The organism is Pseudomonas sp. TE3-3-F2023 (assembly GCF_036784815.1).
Classification (GTDB): domain Bacteria; phylum Pseudomonadota; class Gammaproteobacteria; order Pseudomonadales; family Pseudomonadaceae; genus Aquipseudomonas; species Aquipseudomonas pudica.
The window spans coordinates 2,416,563-2,433,149 of record NZ_CP145113.1; the positions used below are offsets into that span (position 1 = coordinate 2,416,563).

Here is a 16,587-nt window from a genome sequence, read left to right on the forward strand (position 1 = left end):
GGGAATTCCCTGACCTCCGGCAGATGAGCCCCCGACGTGCCTATGGTAGAGTGTCGGCCTTTTTCCGAAGGGGCGTTTACTGTGTGGGAATTGGTCAAGTCCGGTGGTTGGATGATGCTGCCGATCATTCTGAGCTCCATCGCTGCCATGGCTATCGTCGTCGAGCGCCTGTGGACCCTGCGCGTCAGTCGCGTCACCCCGCCGCACCTGCTCGGCCAGGTGTGGATATGGATCAAGGACAAGCAACTGACCAGTGACAAGCTCAAGGCCCTGCGCGCCGATTCGCCACTGGGCGAAATCCTTGCCGCCGGCCTGGCCAACTCGCGCCATGGCCGTGAAATCATGAAGGAATGCATCGAGGAGGCCGCTTCGCGCGTCATCCACGAACTGGAACGCTACATCAGCACCCTCGGCACCATCGCCGCCATGGCCCCGCTGCTGGGCCTGCTGGGTACCGTGCTGGGCATGATCGACATCTTCAGCGCCTTCATGGGCTCGCAGATGACCGCCAACGCCGCAGTGCTGGCCGGTGGTATCTCCAAGGCCCTGGTCACCACCGCGGCCGGCCTGATGGTCGGTATTCCGGCGGTGTTCTTCCACCGCTTCCTGCTCCGCCGCATCGATGAGCTGGTGGTGGGCATGGAGCAGGAGGCGATCAAGCTGGTAGAAGTGATCCAGGGCGACCGTGAAGTGGAAGTGGCCGGAGGCAAGGCGTGAAGTTCCGGCGCAATCGCCAGCGGGAGAACGTCGATATCAACCTGGCGTCGCTGATCGACGTGGTGTTCGTCCTGCTGTTGTTCTTCGTGGTCACCACCACCTTCACCCGCGAGACCCAGCTGCGTGTCGAGCTGCCCGAAGCAGCCAGCGCCGAACAGGCGCCGCCCGACCAGGGCAAGCTGGTGGAAATCACCATCAGCGCAGAAGGCGTGTACTCGGTGAACAACCACCTGCTGCCCAAGAGCGACCTGGCCACCCTGAGCGAAGCGATCGAGCGTGAATCGGGCGGCGACAACAAGCTGCCGCTGGCCATCAGCGCCGACGGCAAGACTCCGCACCAGGCTGTGGTCACCGCGATGGATGCCGCCGGCAAGCTCGGTTTCAGCCAGTTGCGCATGACCACCGTCGAGGCGGCCCAGGGCACGCCTTGATGGCCTTCGCCGACCGTCTGCTCGCCGCCTGGTACGCCGGGCACCCGGCCCTGGCGCTGCTGCGCCCGCTGGAGGCGCTGTATCGCCGCGTGGTCACGCGCAAGCGGGCGCGTTTTCTCAGTGGCGAAAGTGCCAGCTACCGGGCCCCGGTGCCGGTCATCGTGGTGGGTAACATCACTGTGGGCGGTACCGGCAAGACGCCGATGATCCTCTGGCTGATCGAGCACTGCCGTCAGCAGGGGCTGAAGGTGGGCGTGGTCAGCCGTGGCTATGGCGCCAAGCCGCCGCAATTACCCTGGCGCGTGCAGGCCGACCAGGCTGCCGGGCAGGCCGGTGATGAACCACTGCTGATCGTGCAGCGCACCGGTGTGCCGCTGATGATCGACCCCGACCGCTCCCGCGCCGTGCAGGCGCTCCTGGCCAGCGAACCCCTCGACCTGATCCTGTGTGACGACGGCATGCAGCACTATCGCCTGGCCCGCGACCTGGAGCTGGTGCTGATCGATGCCGCTCGCGGCCTGGGCAATGGCCGCTGCCTGCCGGCGGGGCCGTTGCGTGAGCCGGCCGAGCGCCTGCACGAGGCTGACGCGGTACTGTTCAATGGTGCCAACGCGGACCGTGCCGATGGCTTCGGCTTCCGCCTGCAGCCGTCCGCCCTTGTCAACCTGCGCAGTGGCGAGCGCCGCGCGCTTGACCATTTCCCCGCAGGCCAACGCCTGCACGCGGTGGCCGGTATCGGCAACCCGCAACGTTTCTTCAATACCCTGCTGGGGCTAAACTGGCAGCCGGTGCCGCATCCCTTTGCCGACCATGCGCAGTTCAGCGCCCAGAGCCTGGCCTTCAGCCCGCCGCTGCCGCTGGTCATGACCGAGAAGGATGCGGTGAAATGCCGGGCCTTCGCCGCTGACGACTGGTGGTACCTGGCCGTCGAGGCGCAGCCCACGCCGGCTTTCAGCGCCTGGTTCGACAACCAGTTGCAACACTTGCTGCGCAAGCCCTGAGCCCTTTTTCAATTCCCGGCCACCTGGCCTAAAGGAAGCCTCCAATGGACACCAAACTGCTCGATATCCTGGCCTGCCCGATCACCAAGGGCCCGCTCAAGCTCAGTGCCGACAAGACCGAGCTGATCAGCAAGGGCGCCGGCCTGGCCTACCCGATCCGCGACGGCATCCCGGTCATGCTGGAAAGCGAGGCGCGTACCCTGACTGACGACGAGCGTCTGGACAAATGAGCCTGGATTTCACCGTGGTGATCCCCGCCCGGCTGCGCTCCACGCGCCTGCCGGGCAAGCCATTGCTGCCGATCGCCGGCAAGCCGATGGTGCAGCATGTGTGGGAACAGGCCCGCAAGAGCGGCGCCAGCCGTGTGGTCATAGCCACCGACGACACCAGCATTCTAGAGGCCTGCCAGGCCTTCGGCGCCGAAGTGCTGATGACTCGTGCCGACCATGAGTCCGGCACCGATCGCCTGGCCGAAGTGGCCACGCACCTCGGCCTGCCCGCTGATGCCATCGTGGTCAACGTACAGGGCGACGAACCGCTGATTCCGCCGGTGATCATCGACCAGGTGGCAGCAAACCTGGCAGCGCATCCGGAAGCCGGCATCGCCACGCTGGCCGAACCGATCCATGAGCCGGAAACCGTGTTCAACCCCAACGCGGTCAAGGTAGTCAGCGACAAGAACGGCCTGGCCCTGACCTTCAGCCGTGCCCCGCTGCCCTGGGCTCGCGATGCATTCGCCAAGGACCGCAACCTGCTGCCAGAGGGTGTGCCTTATCGTCGCCACATCGGCATGTACGCCTACCGCGTCGGCTTCCTGCAGGGCTTCGTCAGCTGGGGCCCGTGCTGGCTCGAGCAGACCGAAGCGCTGGAGCAGCTGCGGGCCCTGTGGCATGGCGTACGCATCCACGTCGAAGACGCCATCGAGGCGCCTGCCGTGGGCGTGGATACCCCTGAAGACCTGGAGCGCGTACGGCGCTTGTTGGAGGCCTGATGCGCGTCCTGTTCGTCTGCCTCGGCAATATCTGTCGCTCGCCCACCGCCGAAGGCGTGCTGCGCCATCAATTGCAGGCTGCCGGGCTTGCCGACCGCGTGCATGTCGCCTCGGCCGGCACTGGCGACTGGCATGTCGGCAAGGCGCCTGACAGCCGCACCTGCAAGGCAGCGCTGGCGCGTGGCTATGACCTGTCGCAGCAACGCGCCCAGCAGGTCACGGCGGCGCACTTTGCCGAATATGACCTCATCCTGGCGATGGACGAGAGCAATCTTGGCCATTTGCGTGCGATGCGCCCGCATACGGCAGTGGGGGAGCTCGACCTGTTCCTGCGCCGTTATGGCGCAGCGCTGGATGAAGTGCCAGACCCGTACTACGGCGGCGCCGATGGCTTCGAGCAGGTGCTCGACCTGGTCGAAGCGGCGTGCCAGGCACTGGTCCTGGAAATCAAGGGGCGGTTATGACAGTGCAGTGGCAGGAGCAGGTATCGCTCAAGCCGTACAACACCTTTGGTATCGACGTGAAAGCGCGGTATTTCAGCCAGGCACATGATGATCAGGAGGTGCGCCAGGCGCTGGCCCAGGCCCAGCAAGGCGGCGTGCCAGTGCTGGTGATTGGCGGAGGCAGCAACCTGTTGCTGACCCGCGATATCGATGCGCTGGTGCTGCACATGGCCAGCCGTGGCCGGCGCGTGCTCAGCGACGATGGCGAACGTATCGTGGTCGAGGCCGAGGCCGGTGAGCCATGGCACCCGTTCGTGCAGTGGACATTGGCGCAGGGGTATTGCGGGCTGGAGAACCTCAGCCTGATCCCCGGCACCGTGGGCGCCGCGCCGATGCAGAACGTGGGCGCTTATGGCGTGGAGATCAAGGACGTGTTTGTAGCCCTTACCGCCCTGGACCGCGAGACAGGCGAGCTGCGTGACTTCGGCCTGGCGGAATGTGCGTTCGGGTATCGCGACAGCCTGTTCAAACGCAACCCCGGACATTGGTTGATCCTGCGGGTGCGCTTTGCCTTGAGCCGTACGCTGCGGGCTCACCTGGATTACGGTCCGGTGCGCCAGCGCCTGGCAGAGCAGGGGGTGACCGAGCCGACCGCGCAGGCGATCAGCGAGGCGATCTGCAGCATTCGCCGCGAGAAGCTGCCAGACCCGGCAGAGCTGGGTAATGCCGGGAGCTTCTTCAAGAACCCGGTGGTCTCGGCGGAACAGGTCGAGCGAATCCGTGCGCAGTACCCGGGGGTGGTGGCTTATCCGCAAGCCGATGGCCAGGTGAAGCTGGCGGCAGGCTGGTTGATCGAGCAGGCAGGCTGGAAGGGCCATCGCGAAGGGGATGCCGGGGTGCATCGTTTGCAGTCGCTGGTGCTGGTCAACTACGGCCAGGCGAGCGGGGCGCAGATGCATGCGCTGGCGCGACGGATCCAGGCCGATATCCTCGAGCGGTTCGGGGTCGAGCTGGAGATGGAGCCTAACCTCTACTGATTCAGTGCCTGGGCTGGCCCTTTCGCGGGTAAACCCGCTCCCACAGGGACCTCGCAGGGCCTGAGGGTAGTGGGGCCCCTGTGGGAGCGGGTTTACCCGCGAAGAGGTCGGTACAGAAAAAACGCCCAGCCAAGAAAAAGCCCCGCCAGTTCGCACTGGCGGGGCTTTTTCATTCAGCCTTGGCTATCAACCGTGATGAGGCTTTTGCTCATCGGTGGCTTCCAGGGCTGGCTCCTCGGTGGCTGCAGCAGCTTCCTGTGCGGCTTTGGCGGCAGCCTCGGCCTCACGCTTGCGGCGACGCACTTCACGCGGGTCGTTCGGCGCACGGCCGTTGGCCAGGATAACAGTGGCAGGTTCCACCGCCGCAGGGGCTTCGACCGGTGCAGGTTCGACGGCCACTGGTGCAGGCTCGGCCACCACTTCTGGCTGGGCTTCGACAACCGGGGCAGGTTGCTCGGCAACCGGAGCGGCTTCGGCCACGGCTGGGGCCTGCTCGATTTCACCGGCCTCGACGGCAGGTGCTTCTACCGGTGCTTCGGCAACCACTACCGGTTCGGCAGCAGGTGCTTGCTCGACCACTGGCTGCGGAGTGACTTCGACCACTGGCTCGGCAGTTGCCTCGACCACGGCCACAGGCTCGCTGACCGGCAGCTCGACCACGGGGGCCACGGCCACTTCTTCAGCTTTGGCAGCAGCTTCGATCTTCTCGACCTGCTCGACCGGCTGGGCGACTTCGCTGTTGTCGGTTTCCGCTACGGCGGCGACCTCGGCAGTGGCAAGCTCGGCCTGCTGGTTGGCCTGTGCTTCAGCGTCGGCACTGATGTTGCTGCTGGCGACAGCGGCAGTCACGGCCAGGCCGGCGGCCAGTTCGGCACCCAGCTCGGTGGCCTGATGCGGTTGAGGCTGCTCTTCGCTGCCTTCTTCCTCGCTGCCATCGATCAGCTCGCCGTTGGCGTTGCGCTGACGCTCACGACGGTTGCTGCGACGACGCTGGCCACGGGAACGGCGGCGTGGGCGCTCGCCATCGTTGCCTTCCTGTTCGTCCTGCAGCAGCTCTTCGTTCGGCAGTTGCTCTTCGGCCAGCTCGGCAGCCTGCTCGGCGGCTTCTTCGGCTGCGCGTGGCTGACGCTCTTCACGTGGTGGGCGAGGGGCACGTTCTTCGCGTGGAGCACGTTCTTCACGAGGTGCGCGCTCTTCACGTGGGGCACGTTCTTCGCGAGGTGCGCGTTCCTCGCGCGGTGCACGTTCTTCACGCGGTGCGCGTTCTTCACGTGGAGCACGCTCTTCACGCGGGGCGCGTTCTTCGCGAGGTGCGCGCTCTTCACGTGGGGCGCGTTCTTCGCGTGGAGCACGTTCTTCACGGGCCACACGTTCCTCGCGCGGCTGACGTTCCTCGCGCTCGGCAGGGGTAGCGTCCAGTGGCTCACGCAGTTCGCGCACGCGCTCTTCGCCACGGTTGCCACGGCGGTCTTCGCGTGGCTGGCGTGGTGCGCGTTCTTCACGCGGTGCACGCTCTTCGCGTGGGGCGCGTTCTTCACGTGGTGCACGCTCTTCACGTGGGGCTCGTTCTTCGCGTGGCGCTCGTTCTTCACGAGGTGCGCGCTCGGCACGCTCTTCACGTGGTTTGCGCTCTTCGTCGCGGCGGCCGTTGCGGTTGCGGCTCTGCTGGCGGCCGTTGCGGCGTTCTTCGTTGCGTGGGCTACGCTCGGCGGCTGGCTTCTCGGCGGCGGTGACAACCGGCGCGGCGGCAGGCTCTTCCTTGCCGGCGAACAGGCTTACCAGCGACTTCACCAGGCCCTTGAACAGGCTTGGCTCCGGGGCGACCGGGGCAGGGGCGACCGGTGCGGCAGGCTGCTGCTCTTCGATAGTGGCCGGCACCGGCGCGTTGGCGCGGGCCGGGGCGGTCTTGACTGCGGCTTCCTGGCGAACCAGGGTGCGGGTGGCGGTCGGCTGCGGCGCTTCTTCGGCTTCGGCGGCGGCGATCTCGTAGCTGGACTGGTTGTTCAGCACTTCCGGGTTGTCGTCGCGCAGGCGCTGGACTTCGAAGTGCGGGGTTTCCAGGTGATCGTTCGGCAGGATGATGATGCGCGCACGGGTGCGCAGTTCGATCTTGGTGATCGAGTTGCGCTTCTCGTTGAGCAGGAAGGCAGCCACCGGGATCGGCACCTGGGCACGAACTTCGGCGGTGCGGTCCTTCAGGGCCTCTTCTTCGATCAGGCGCAGGATGGCCAGCGACAGCGATTCGACGTCACGGATGATGCCGGTGCCGGAGCAGCGTGGGCAGACGATGCCGCTGCTTTCGCCCAGCGACGGGCGCAGGCGCTGACGGGACATTTCCAGCAGGCCGAAGCGAGAAATGCGGCCGACCTGGACGCGGGCACGGTCGGCTTCCAGGCACTCGCGAACACGTTCTTCGACGGCGCGCTGGTTTTTCGCCGGGGTCATGTCGATGAAGTCGATGACGATCAGGCCGCCGATGTCACGCAGGCGCAGCTGGCGGGCGATTTCCTCGGCCGCTTCCAGGTTGGTCTGCAGGGCGGTTTCTTCGATGTCGCTGCCTTTTGTGGCGCGCGCCGAGTTGATGTCGATGGACACCAGGGCTTCGGTCGGGTCGATCACGATCGAACCGCCGGACGGCAGGTCGACCACGCGCTGGAAGGCGGTCTCGATCTGGCTTTCGATCTGGAAACGGTTGAACAGCGGCACGCTGTCTTCGTACAGCTTGACCTTGCTGGCGTACTGCGGCATCACCTGGCGGATGAAGGTCAGGGCTTCTTCCTGGGCATCGATGCTGTCGATCAGCACTTCACCGATGTCCTGGCGCAGGTAGTCGCGGATGGCGCGGATGATGACGTTGCTTTCCTGGTAGATCAGGAATGGCGCGGCGCGGTCCTGGGACGCTTCCTTGATGGCGGTCCACAGTTGCAGCAGGTAGTCGAGGTCCCACTGCATTTCTTCACTGCTGCGGCCAAGGCCGGCAGTGCGCACGATCAGGCCCATGTCGCCCGGCACGGTCAGGCCGTTCAGGGCTTCACGCAGTTCGTTGCGCTCTTCGCCTTCGATGCGGCGGGAAATGCCGCCAGCGCGCGGGTTGTTCGGCATCAGCACCAGGTAGCGGCCGGCCAGGCTGATGAAGGTGGTGAGGGCGGCGCCTTTGTTGCCACGCTCTTCCTTCTCGACCTGGACGATGACTTCCTGGCCTTCGCTCAGTACTTCCTTGATGTTGACCCGCCCTTCGGGGGTTTTCTTGAAGTATTCGCGGGAGATTTCTTTCAGCGGCAGGAAGCCGTGACGTTCGGAACCGAAGTCGACGAAGGCGGCTTCGAGGCTGGGTTCGATGCGGGTGATCTTGCCTTTGTAGATGTTGGCCTTTTTCTGCTCGCGCGCGCCGGACTCGATGTCCAGGTCGTAGAGACGTTGGCCGTCCACCAGGGCTACACGCAACTCTTCGGGTTGAGTCGCGTTAATCAGCATTCTTTTCATGTTGTACCGTCGGTTTCCGGGCTGCCGGAAACGGCGTTCGGCACACACGACGTCTCATGGTCGGTGCCAAGGTGCGCAAAGGGTGGCCGGGCCACCCCCGTGTCGAGCGACGTTCGGCACCAGCCGGTTGCCCAGCCTGCCGTTGTCGCGACGACGCGTCCTGTTTGCTGCGGTGCCAACAAGGCCCCGGTGGCTTCGAATAGGAATCCGAATCAACCAAGCGGGCCTTGTGCACTCAGTCAGGAGGAGGAATCAACCGTCAGCCGTGGACGCCCGGGGGCATCTGTTCAGGACCTTATCCGCTCGCCAGCCGTTCAGTGGGCTGGTGGGCCGGACGCGGTGCTACACGGTCCGAGGGCTGTGCATCTCCACCCTGCACGTATCCCTGATAATTCGGGTGCTGCCGCGCGCTGAATCCGCAACGGGTTGCATTTTTCGCCAGCGCAGGTTCTGCGCTGGCGCCATTCATGTCCAAGGCAGGTATTTCCGAAGCATTCGCCGGGCGTTGCGTGGAAGCGACGGGGCGGGCAGAGGTGCAGCGAAAAGAATCGGGTAAGCAGGTGAAACACCGCACTTGTCGTTTTTTTTCGGTCTTCTCTACACAGCGCTGGTGGCGATTCCAGGCAATTCGGTAAACTGGCGAAAACCCCGTAGGACGGCCTCGCGTCCTGCAGAATTGCGTTGGTCAGGGGCCGGCTAGGAGCCTGGTGCCGCTGGCCTGCCGCTTTTGGCGGCGTTCGCGACTATAGCAGCAATGATTAAGTGCTTCAATTCCATAAAAAATTGTTATGATCCCGCCATGACGACCAATACCCCTCCGACTTCCGGCGTTCAGCTGATCGAAGTCGCGCCGGAGCTTGCCGGCCAACGCATCGACAATTTCCTCATCACGGCCCTCAAGGGCGTGCCAAAGACTCTGGTCTACCGCATCCTGCGCAAGGGTGAAGTGCGGGTCAACAAGGGCCGCGTCAAGCCGGAGTACAAGATCCAGGCCGGTGACATCGTGCGGGTACCGCCCGTCCGCCTGCCGGAACGTGACGAACCGGCGCCGGTGGCCCAGGGCCTGCTGCAGCGCCTGGAAGCGGCCATCGTCTACGAAGACAAGGCGCTGATCGTGATGAACAAGCCGGCGGGCATCGCCGTGCATGGCGGCAGTGGTCTGAGCTTCGGCGTGATCGAGGCGCTGCGCCAACTGCGCCCGGATGCCAAGGAACTGGAACTGGTGCACCGACTGGACCGTGACACCTCCGGCCTGCTGATGATCGCCAAGAAGCGCAGCATGCTGCGTCACCTGCATGCCGCGCTGCGTGGCGACGGTGTCGACAAGCGCTACATGGCGCTGGTGCGCGGCCATTGGCCGACCTCGAAGAAGCAGGTCAGCGCGCCGTTGCTCAAGAGCAACCTGCGTTCCGGTGAGCGCATGGTCGAGGTGAACGACGAGGGCAAGGAGGCACTGACCCTGTTCCGCGTGCTGCGCCGCTTCGGCGAGTTTGCCACCATTGTCGAGGCGCGCCCGATCACTGGCCGTACCCACCAGATCCGCGTGCACACCCTGCATGCCGGGCATATGATCGCTGGCGACAGCAAGTACGGCGACGAAGATTTCAGTCGTGAAATTCGCGACTTGGGCGGCAAGCGCCTGTTCCTGCATGCCTACGCGCTGACGGTGCCGCTGCCGGATGGTGGCGAATTGAAGCTCGAAGCGCCGGTGGATGAAGTCTGGGCGAAAACCGTTGAACGTCTGAGTGCGTCCTGATCCATGAAAAAAGGCTACGAGCTACTGATCTTCGACTGGGACGGCACCTTGGCTGACTCGATCGGGCGTATCGTCGAGGCGATGAATGCCGCCGCCGATCGTGCCGGTGAGGTGCAAAGCAGCGAGGATGCGGTCAAGGGCATCATCGGTCTGGCCCTGGGCGAGGCGATCCACACCCTGTACCCGCACCTGGCGCCTGCTCAGGTCGAAAGCTTTCGTCAGTACTATGCAGATATCTACATGGCCCTGGACCAGCAGCCCTCGCCGCTGTTCGAGGGGGTGGTCGAGTCGCTGGATGCCTTCCGTGCCGAGGGTTACCGCCTGGCGGTGGCCACCGGCAAGGCGCGTCGCGGGCTGGACCGGGTGCTCAAGGCCAATGGCTGGGAGCAGTTTTTCGACATCACTCGCGCCGCCGACGAGACCCGCGGCAAGCCGCACCCGCTGATGCTCGAGGAAATCCTCGGCCATTGCGGTGTCGAACCGGGGCGTGCGCTGATGGTTGGCGATTCGGCATTTGACCTGCAGATGGCCAGCAATGCCGGCATGCATTCGGTGGCGGTGGGCTATGGTGCCATGTCGCTGCAGGCGCTGGCCGAGTTTGGCCCGCAGGTATGCATCGATCATTTTTCCCAGTTGCGCGAGTGGCTGGGTGGTTCCGCAATTCCATTTCCAAGGTAGGTAAGCATGGCAGACGAATGGAAAGCCCCCGAGGCCGAACCCGAGGAGCGCGAAGAGCGCAAAAGCTGGAAGCTACTGGAAAAGACCCTGCTGGCAGGTGTTCAGGAGCAGCGCCGGGCGCGACGCTGGGGGATCTTCTTCAAGTTGCTGACCTTCGTCTACCTGTTCGGCATCCTGATTCTGTTCACACCGTTGATGGATATGGACAAGGCTGCGTCGCGCAGTGCCAGCCATACCGCGCTGGTCGAGGTGCGTGGGGTGATTGCCGACCAGGAGCCGGCCAGCGCCGACAATATCGTCAAGAGCCTGCGCGAAGCGTTCAAGGACAGCAAGACCAAGGCTGTGGTGATGCGCATCAACAGCCCTGGAGGCAGCCCGGTACAGTCGGGTTACGTGTATGACGAAATCCGCCGTCTGCGGGCCGAATACCCGGCCATCAAGCTGTATGCGGTCATCGCCGACCTTGGTGCTTCCGGTGCCTACTACATCGCCAGTGCGGCGGACGAGATCTATGCCGACAAGGCCAGCCTGGTGGGCTCGATTGGTGTGACCGCAGCCGGTTATGGCTTTGTCGGCACCATGGAGAAGCTGGGTGTGGAGCGGCGTACCTACACTGCAGGCGAGCACAAGGCCTTTCTCGATCCGTTTTCGCCTCAGAAGCCGGAAGAGACCGAGTTCTGGCAGGGCGTGCTGAATACCACGCACCAGCAGTTCATCGCCATGGTCAAGCAGGGGCGGGGCGAACGCCTGAAGGACAAGGAGCATCCGGAACTGTTCAGTGGCCTGGTCTGGTCGGGTGAGCAGGCCAAGGAGTTGGGCCTGGTGGATGGGCTGGGCAGTGCCAGCTATGTGGCGCGCGAAATCGTGGGCGAGAAGGAACTGGTGGACTTCACCGTGCAGGAGTCGGCGTTCGATCGCTTCTCCAAGCGTGTGGGGGCCAGTGTGGCCGAGCGCCTGGCGATGTGGATGGGGTTCCAGGGGCCGCAGTTGCGCTGATCCGGAAGTGCCGGGGCGCTTTGCGCCCCTTCGCGGGCATGCCCGCTCCCACGGGGAACGCGCAAAACTCGCAGGCTGCGACACGCCTGTGGGAGCGGGCGTGCCCGCGAAGGGCCGCAGCGCGGCCCCAAAATCTCAGGGAATCACCACCCCTTCCCTGGTCAACATATCCACCAATCTAATCAACGGCAGCCCGATCAGGCTGGTCGCATCGCACCCGTGCGTGCTCTGGAACAGGCTCACTCCCAGCCCCTCGGCCTTGAAGCTGCCGGCACAGTCCAGCGGCTGTTCTGCCGTCACATAGCGTTCCACCCGCTCCCGGTCCAGTTCGCGCAGGGTCACGGTAAACGGCACGCAGTCCACCTGGCAGTGCCCGGTGGCGCTGTTCAGCAATGCCAGCCCGGTCAGAAAGCTTACCTGCTGCCCGCTGCACTCCAGCAGCTGCTCGCAGGCCCGCTCGAAGGTGTGCGGCTTGCCCAGTACCTGTTCGCCCAGCACCGCAACCTGGTCCGAGCCGATGATCAGGTGCCCGGGGTGGCTGCCCGTCAGGGCCTCGGCTTTTTGCCTGGCCAGCCGGCGCACCAGTTCCACCGCCGGTTCGTCGTCCAGGCGCCGCTCGTCTATATCGGGGCTTGCCCAGGTGAAGGGCAGGCGCAGGCGCGCGAGCAGTTCGCGGCGGTAGGCAGAGCTGGAAGCCAGTAACAGAGGAAGCATGGTAGACTCCTGATTCGGTTGAACAAATTCTATCACGCACGATGCCGCCGAATTTCCTTTGACAGGGGCGGGGGGCATCCCTAGAATGCTGCGCCTATGTTGAATGACCCGATTCCACCTCACGTTGACCCGCGCAAATTAGCCGATCGTGGCGTAACCCTTAACGGTTCGCTGCAGCTCGCTGATTTGGAAAGACTCTGCGACCCGCTTTCCGACAATGTCGGTACGGTGCAGGCGAAGTTCGATTTTGAACGAGATGAACAGCACGTGGTGGTTATCCACAGCGAGCTGGACGTCGAGGTCAAGATGGTTTGCCAGCGTTGTCTTGAGCTGGTCACCCTGCCGATCCACAGCGAATGTACATACGCTGTGGTGAAGGAGGGTGCGAATACCCAGTCGTTGCCGAAAGGCTATGACGTGCTGGAACTGGGCGAAGATCCTTTGGATCTGCAGGCATTGATCGAGGAGGAGCTTTTGCTCGCCTTGCCAATCGTGCCTGCTCATCATCCGGAAGAATGCCAGCAGCCGGCGGGCGCAGACGAGCCCGAATCGAGCAAGGACGAGGTATCGCGGTCCAACCCGTTCAGTGTTTTGGCGCAGTTAAAGCGTGACCCAAACGTTTAGGAGTTAATCAATTATGGCTGTTCAGCAGAACAAAAAATCCCGCTCTGCCCGTGACATGCGCCGTTCGCACGACGCCCTGTCGGAAAACGCGCTGTCGGTAGAGAAAACCACCGGTGAAGTACACCTGCGTCACCACGTTTCGCCAGAAGGCGTATACCGTGGTCGCAAAGTGATCGACAAGGGCGCTGACGAGTAATCCTTGTCCGCTCAGATCATCGCGATCGACGCAATGGGCGGGGACTTCGGTCCCCGCAGCATTGTCCAGGCTAGCATTGCCTGCCTTTCGGCTACCCCCTCGCTGCACCTGACCCTCGTCGGTCAACCCTCCCTCCTTGAAGATCTTGTAAGCGGCCTTGCGGCTGCGGATCGCGCGCGCCTGCAAATCGTGGCCGCCAGCGAGGTGATCGGCATGGACGAGCGGCCATCCCAGGCGTTGCGCGGCAAGCCGGACTCGTCGATGCGCATCGCCCTCGAACTGGTACGTGACGGCAAGGCGCAGGCTTGCGTCAGCGCCGGCAATACCGGGGCGCTGATGGCGCTCTCGCGTTTCGTGCTCAAGACACTGCCGGGTATCGACCGGCCGGCCATGGTGGCGGCGATCCCGACCCAGACCGGTTACTGCCAGTTGCTCGACCTTGGTGCCAACGTCGACTGCAGCGCCGAGAACCTCTACCAGTTCGCGGTGATGGGCTCGGTGGCCGCCCAGGCCCTGGGCGTGCAGCGGCCGCGTGTGGCACTGCTGAACATCGGTACCGAGGACATCAAGGGCAACCAGCAGGTCAAGCTGGCGGCCAGCCTGTTGCAGAACGCCCGGGGGCTCAACTACATAGGCTTCGTCGAAGGTGACGGATTGTATCGCGGCGAAGCTGATGTGGTTGTGTGCGACGGGTTCGTCGGCAACATCCTGCTCAAGTCGAGCGAGGGGTTGGCGACGATGATCGGCGCGCGCATCGAGCAGTTGTTCAAGGGGGGCGTGTTGTCGCGGGCAGCCGGAGCTGTGGCCATGCCGCTGCTCAAGCGCCTGCAGGCCGACCTCGCACCGGCGCGGCACAATGGCGCGAGTTTCCTGGGGTTGCAGGGCATCGTCATCAAGAGCCATGGTTCGGCGGGGGTGCAGGGCTTCCAGAGTGCCATCCAGCGGGCGTTGATCGAGATCCAGGAAAACCTGCCGCAGCGCTTGCATGGGCGGCTCGAGGACCTGCTGTTGTAGTCTGTGCCGGCCCGTTCGCGGGCAAACTTGTTCAGGCCTGTGGTAACCCTGCGGGAGCGGGTTTTCCCGCGAAAGGGCCTGTGCCGAAGGAATAAAGGCCTTAGGCATATCGACGATGAAGTGCTTAAATGTGACCGCTTGGTCTGCGTCTTCATCCAAGCTTTCAGATTCCGCGCCTGGCCCAGGGCCTGGCGCACCCTATCCGACGACAAGATCATAAGGGCTTGTTCAATGTCTGCATCTCTCGCATTCGTCTTTCCCGGTCAAGGTTCCCAGTCGCTGGGCATGCTCGCCGAGCTCGGCGCCGAGAAGCCAGTGATCATCGAAACCTTCAAGGAAGCGTCCGAGGCACTCGGTTACGACCTGTGGAAGCTGGTCCAGGAAGGCCCGGAAGAGCAACTCAACCAGACCGACAAGACCCAGCCGGCCATCCTCACCGCGTCCATCGCGCTGTGGCGCCTGTGGCTGGAAGAGGGCGGTGCCAGGCCGGCCTTCGTCTCTGGCCACAGCCTGGGTGAATACAGTGCCCTGGTTGCCGCCGGCAGCCTGAGCCTGAAAGATGCCGTGCGCCTGGTCGAGCGCCGTGGCCAGCTGATGCAGGAAGCCGTGCCGGCCGGCCATGGCGCCATGGCCGCCATTCTCGGCCTGGACGACGCCGTGGTCGTGGAAATCTGCGCCGAAGCGGCCGAAGACCAGGTGGTCAGCGCGGTCAACTTCAACTCGCCAGGCCAGGTGGTCATCGCCGGCAACAAGGCCGCCGTCGATCGCGCCATCGAGCTGTGCAAGGCCAAGGGTGCCAAGCGCGCCCTGCCGCTGGCGGTCAGCGTGCCGTCGCACTGCGCGCTGATGAAGCCTGCTGCCGAGCGCTTTGCCGATGCGGTCAACGCCATCGAGTGGAAGGCCCCGCAAATTCCGGTGGTGCAGAACGTTACTGCCGCAGTAGCTGCCGACCTCGATGCTCTCAAGCACGACCTGCTGGCGCAGCTGTACCAGCCAGTGCGCTGGGTCGAGTGCGTGCAGACCCTGGCCGCCAACGGTGCGGTCAACCTGGTCGAGTGCGGCCCGGGCAAGGTCCTCGCCGGCCTGAACAAGCGTTGCGCCGATGGCGTGACCACCTACAACCTCAATACCCCTGACGCCGTCGCCGCCACCCGCGCGGCACTGGCCTGATTTGGAGAAGCTTGCATGAGCCTGCAAGGTAAAGTTGCACTGGTCACCGGCGCCAGCCGTGGCATTGGCCAGGCCATCGCCCTCGAGCTGGGCCGCCAGGGCGCGACCGTGATCGGCACCGCCACTTCGGCTTCCGGCGCCGAGCGCATTGCTGCCACCCTGAAAGAACACGGCATCACCGGTACCGGCATGGAATTGAACGTGACCAGCGCCGAATCGGTTGAAGCTGTGCTGGCCGCCATCGGCGAGCAGTTCGGCGCACCGGCCATCCTGGTCAACAACGCCGGTATCACCCGTGACAACCTCATGCTGCGCATGAAGGACGACGAGTGGTTCGACGTGATCGATACCAACCTGAACAGCCTCTACCGTCTGTCCAAGGGTGTGCTGCGTGGCATGACCAAGGCACGTTGGGGTCGTATCATCAGCATCGGCTCGGTCGTCGGTGCCATGGGCAACGCTGGCCAGGCCAACTACGCGGCCGCGAAGGCCGGGCTTGAAGGCTTCAGCCGCGCCCTGGCGCGTGAAGTGGGCTCGCGTGGCATCACTGTCAACTCGGTGACCCCGGGCTTCATTGACACCGACATGACCCGCGAGCTGCCAGAAGCGCAGCGCGAAGCCCTGCAGACCCAGATCCCGCTGGGCCGCCTGGGCCAGGCCGACGAAATCGCCAAGGTGGTTTCGTTCCTGGCATCCGACGGCGCAGCCTACGTAACCGGCGCCACCGTGCCGGTCAACGGCGGGATGTACATGTAATACTGCAACCCAATGTGACGGATTTCGTAAAAAAAGAGTCATACTGCGAGCCTAAAATCCGTTATAAAGCTGCAACCAGATTCCAGGCAGCGGGTGAGGTGACTGGTGTGAAGGTGCGTTTAGCTTGAAAAGCGAACGTCTTTCTATAAAATTAGCCACCGGCCAGCTGCCTGACATATGTCCATTAGGAGTGAAAACTAGGTATGAGCACCATCGAAGAACGCGTCAAGAAAATCGTCGCCGAGCAACTGGGCGTCAAGGAAGAGGAAGTGACTCTCGAGAAGTCCTTCGTCGATGACCTGGGTGCCGATTCGCTTGACACCGTTGAGCTGGTGATGGCTCTGGAAGAGGAATTCGAGACCGAAATCCCTGACGAAGAAGCCGAGAAGATCACTACCGTTCAAGCTGCCGTAGACTACGTCAAAGCCCACCAGGCCTAAGACGCTGTAGTCGACGCTTCTTGTCGGGAAAAACCGCACTGCCTTTGCCGGCGTGCGGTTTTTTCTTTGCGAGCACCCTGCGTTTTGCAGGTCGGTCTCGTTCACCGGGTACCAAGAGCTTGTTGCCATTTCATTCCATT

18 protein-coding genes are annotated in these 16,587 nt (G+C 63.9%); 16 read left to right on the forward strand and 2 right to left on the reverse strand.

The features are described 5' to 3' along the window. Positions 1–81 precede the first annotated feature (81 nt). Genes V3314_RS10990 through murB form a run of 7 tightly spaced genes read left to right on the forward strand, consistent with a single transcriptional unit; the run spans position 82 to position 4,620 of the window. Positions 82–717, forward strand: coding sequence for a MotA/TolQ/ExbB proton channel family protein (locus V3314_RS10990; RefSeq protein ID WP_003259970.1), 636 nt, complete (start codon positions 82–84; stop codon positions 715–717). Continuing rightward, on the forward strand, positions 714–1,148 hold the full coding sequence (locus V3314_RS10995) for a biopolymer transporter ExbD (RefSeq protein ID WP_046617071.1): 435 nt from the start codon (positions 714–716) through the stop codon (positions 1,146–1,148). The genes V3314_RS10990 and V3314_RS10995 overlap by 4 nt, the downstream gene beginning before the upstream one ends. After that, on the forward strand, positions 1,148–2,149 hold the full coding sequence (lpxK, locus tag V3314_RS11000) for a tetraacyldisaccharide 4'-kinase (protein ID WP_046617072.1): 1,002 nt from the start codon (positions 1,148–1,150) through the stop codon (positions 2,147–2,149). Before V3314_RS10995 ends, lpxK begins: the two co-directional genes overlap by 1 nt. A gap of 44 nt (positions 2,150–2,193) precedes the next feature. Then, positions 2,194–2,379: a Trm112 family protein gene (locus tag V3314_RS11005; protein WP_003247142.1), complete on the forward strand. Its 186-nt coding sequence runs from the start codon at positions 2,194–2,196 to the stop codon at positions 2,377–2,379. Continuing rightward, positions 2,376–3,140, forward strand: coding sequence for a 3-deoxy-manno-octulosonate cytidylyltransferase (gene kdsB / locus V3314_RS11010; protein ID WP_085602149.1), 765 nt, complete (start codon positions 2,376–2,378; stop codon positions 3,138–3,140). Before V3314_RS11005 ends, kdsB begins: the two co-directional genes overlap by 4 nt. Beyond that, positions 3,140–3,604: a low molecular weight protein-tyrosine-phosphatase gene (locus V3314_RS11015; protein WP_085602150.1), complete on the forward strand. Its 465-nt coding sequence runs from the start codon at positions 3,140–3,142 to the stop codon at positions 3,602–3,604. Before kdsB ends, V3314_RS11015 begins: the two co-directional genes overlap by 1 nt. Continuing rightward, positions 3,601–4,620: a UDP-N-acetylmuramate dehydrogenase gene (murB, locus tag V3314_RS11020; protein ID WP_338460212.1), complete on the forward strand. Its 1,020-nt coding sequence runs from the start codon at positions 3,601–3,603 to the stop codon at positions 4,618–4,620. The genes V3314_RS11015 and murB overlap by 4 nt, the downstream gene beginning before the upstream one ends. A 186-nt stretch (positions 4,621–4,806) precedes the next feature. Here murB and rne read toward each other — a convergent pair whose 3' ends face one another. Then, a complete protein-coding gene (gene rne, locus V3314_RS11025; RefSeq protein WP_338460214.1) occupies positions 4,807–8,103 on the reverse strand; it encodes a ribonuclease E in 3,297 nt (1,098 codons plus the stop codon). Between the two features lie 799 nt (positions 8,104–8,902). Between rne and rluC the strand changes: the two genes are divergently transcribed. The 3 genes from rluC to sppA are packed head-to-tail and all read left to right on the forward strand — an operon-like array spanning position 8,903 to position 11,533. Further along, positions 8,903–9,859, forward strand: a complete 957-nt coding sequence (rluC, locus tag V3314_RS11030) for a 23S rRNA pseudouridine(955/2504/2580) synthase RluC (RefSeq protein ID WP_013971570.1) — start codon at positions 8,903–8,905, stop codon at positions 9,857–9,859. Between the two features lie 3 nt (positions 9,860–9,862). Next, entirely contained in the window at positions 9,863–10,537 is a 675-nt protein-coding gene (locus V3314_RS11035) for an HAD family hydrolase (RefSeq protein ID WP_046617002.1), read from the forward strand. A gap of 6 nt (positions 10,538–10,543) precedes the next feature. Next, on the forward strand, positions 10,544–11,533 hold the full coding sequence (gene sppA / locus V3314_RS11040) for a signal peptide peptidase SppA (protein ID WP_046617001.1): 990 nt from the start codon (positions 10,544–10,546) through the stop codon (positions 11,531–11,533). A gap of 135 nt (positions 11,534–11,668) precedes the next feature. Here sppA and V3314_RS11045 read toward each other — a convergent pair whose 3' ends face one another. Further along, complete coding sequence (locus V3314_RS11045; protein ID WP_046617000.1) at positions 11,669–12,247, reverse strand: nucleoside triphosphate pyrophosphatase; 579 nt, start codon at positions 12,245–12,247, stop codon at positions 11,669–11,671. 96 nt (positions 12,248–12,343) lie between these two features. Here V3314_RS11045 and V3314_RS11050 point away from each other — a divergent pair, with 96 nt between their 5' ends. From V3314_RS11050 to acpP, 6 genes are all read left to right on the forward strand, one after another. After that, positions 12,344–12,871 carry a YceD family protein gene (locus V3314_RS11050; protein WP_012313431.1) on the forward strand — a complete coding sequence of 176 codons (528 nt, stop codon included), beginning with the start codon at positions 12,344–12,346 and terminating at the stop codon, positions 12,869–12,871. Positions 12,872–12,884: 13 nt separating this feature from the next. After that, positions 12,885–13,067 (forward strand): 50S ribosomal protein L32, encoded by a 183-nt coding sequence (gene rpmF, locus V3314_RS11055; protein WP_010223221.1) that lies wholly within the window; start codon positions 12,885–12,887, stop codon positions 13,065–13,067. A gap of 33 nt (positions 13,068–13,100) precedes the next feature. Beyond that, positions 13,101–14,081 (forward strand): phosphate acyltransferase PlsX, encoded by a 981-nt coding sequence (gene plsX, locus V3314_RS11060; protein WP_024086524.1) that lies wholly within the window; start codon positions 13,101–13,103, stop codon positions 14,079–14,081. 231 nt (positions 14,082–14,312) lie between these two features. After that, positions 14,313–15,251 carry an ACP S-malonyltransferase gene (gene fabD, locus V3314_RS11065; RefSeq protein WP_080958534.1) on the forward strand — a complete coding sequence of 313 codons (939 nt, stop codon included), beginning with the start codon at positions 14,313–14,315 and terminating at the stop codon, positions 15,249–15,251. Positions 15,252–15,266: 15 nt separating this feature from the next. Further along, a complete protein-coding gene (fabG, locus tag V3314_RS11070) occupies positions 15,267–16,007 on the forward strand; it encodes a 3-oxoacyl-ACP reductase FabG (RefSeq protein ID WP_003247160.1) in 741 nt (246 codons plus the stop codon). 203 nt (positions 16,008–16,210) lie between these two features. Beyond that, complete coding sequence (acpP, locus tag V3314_RS11075; protein ID WP_013971576.1) at positions 16,211–16,447, forward strand: acyl carrier protein; 237 nt, start codon at positions 16,211–16,213, stop codon at positions 16,445–16,447. The last annotated feature ends 140 nt before the right edge of the window (positions 16,448–16,587 follow it).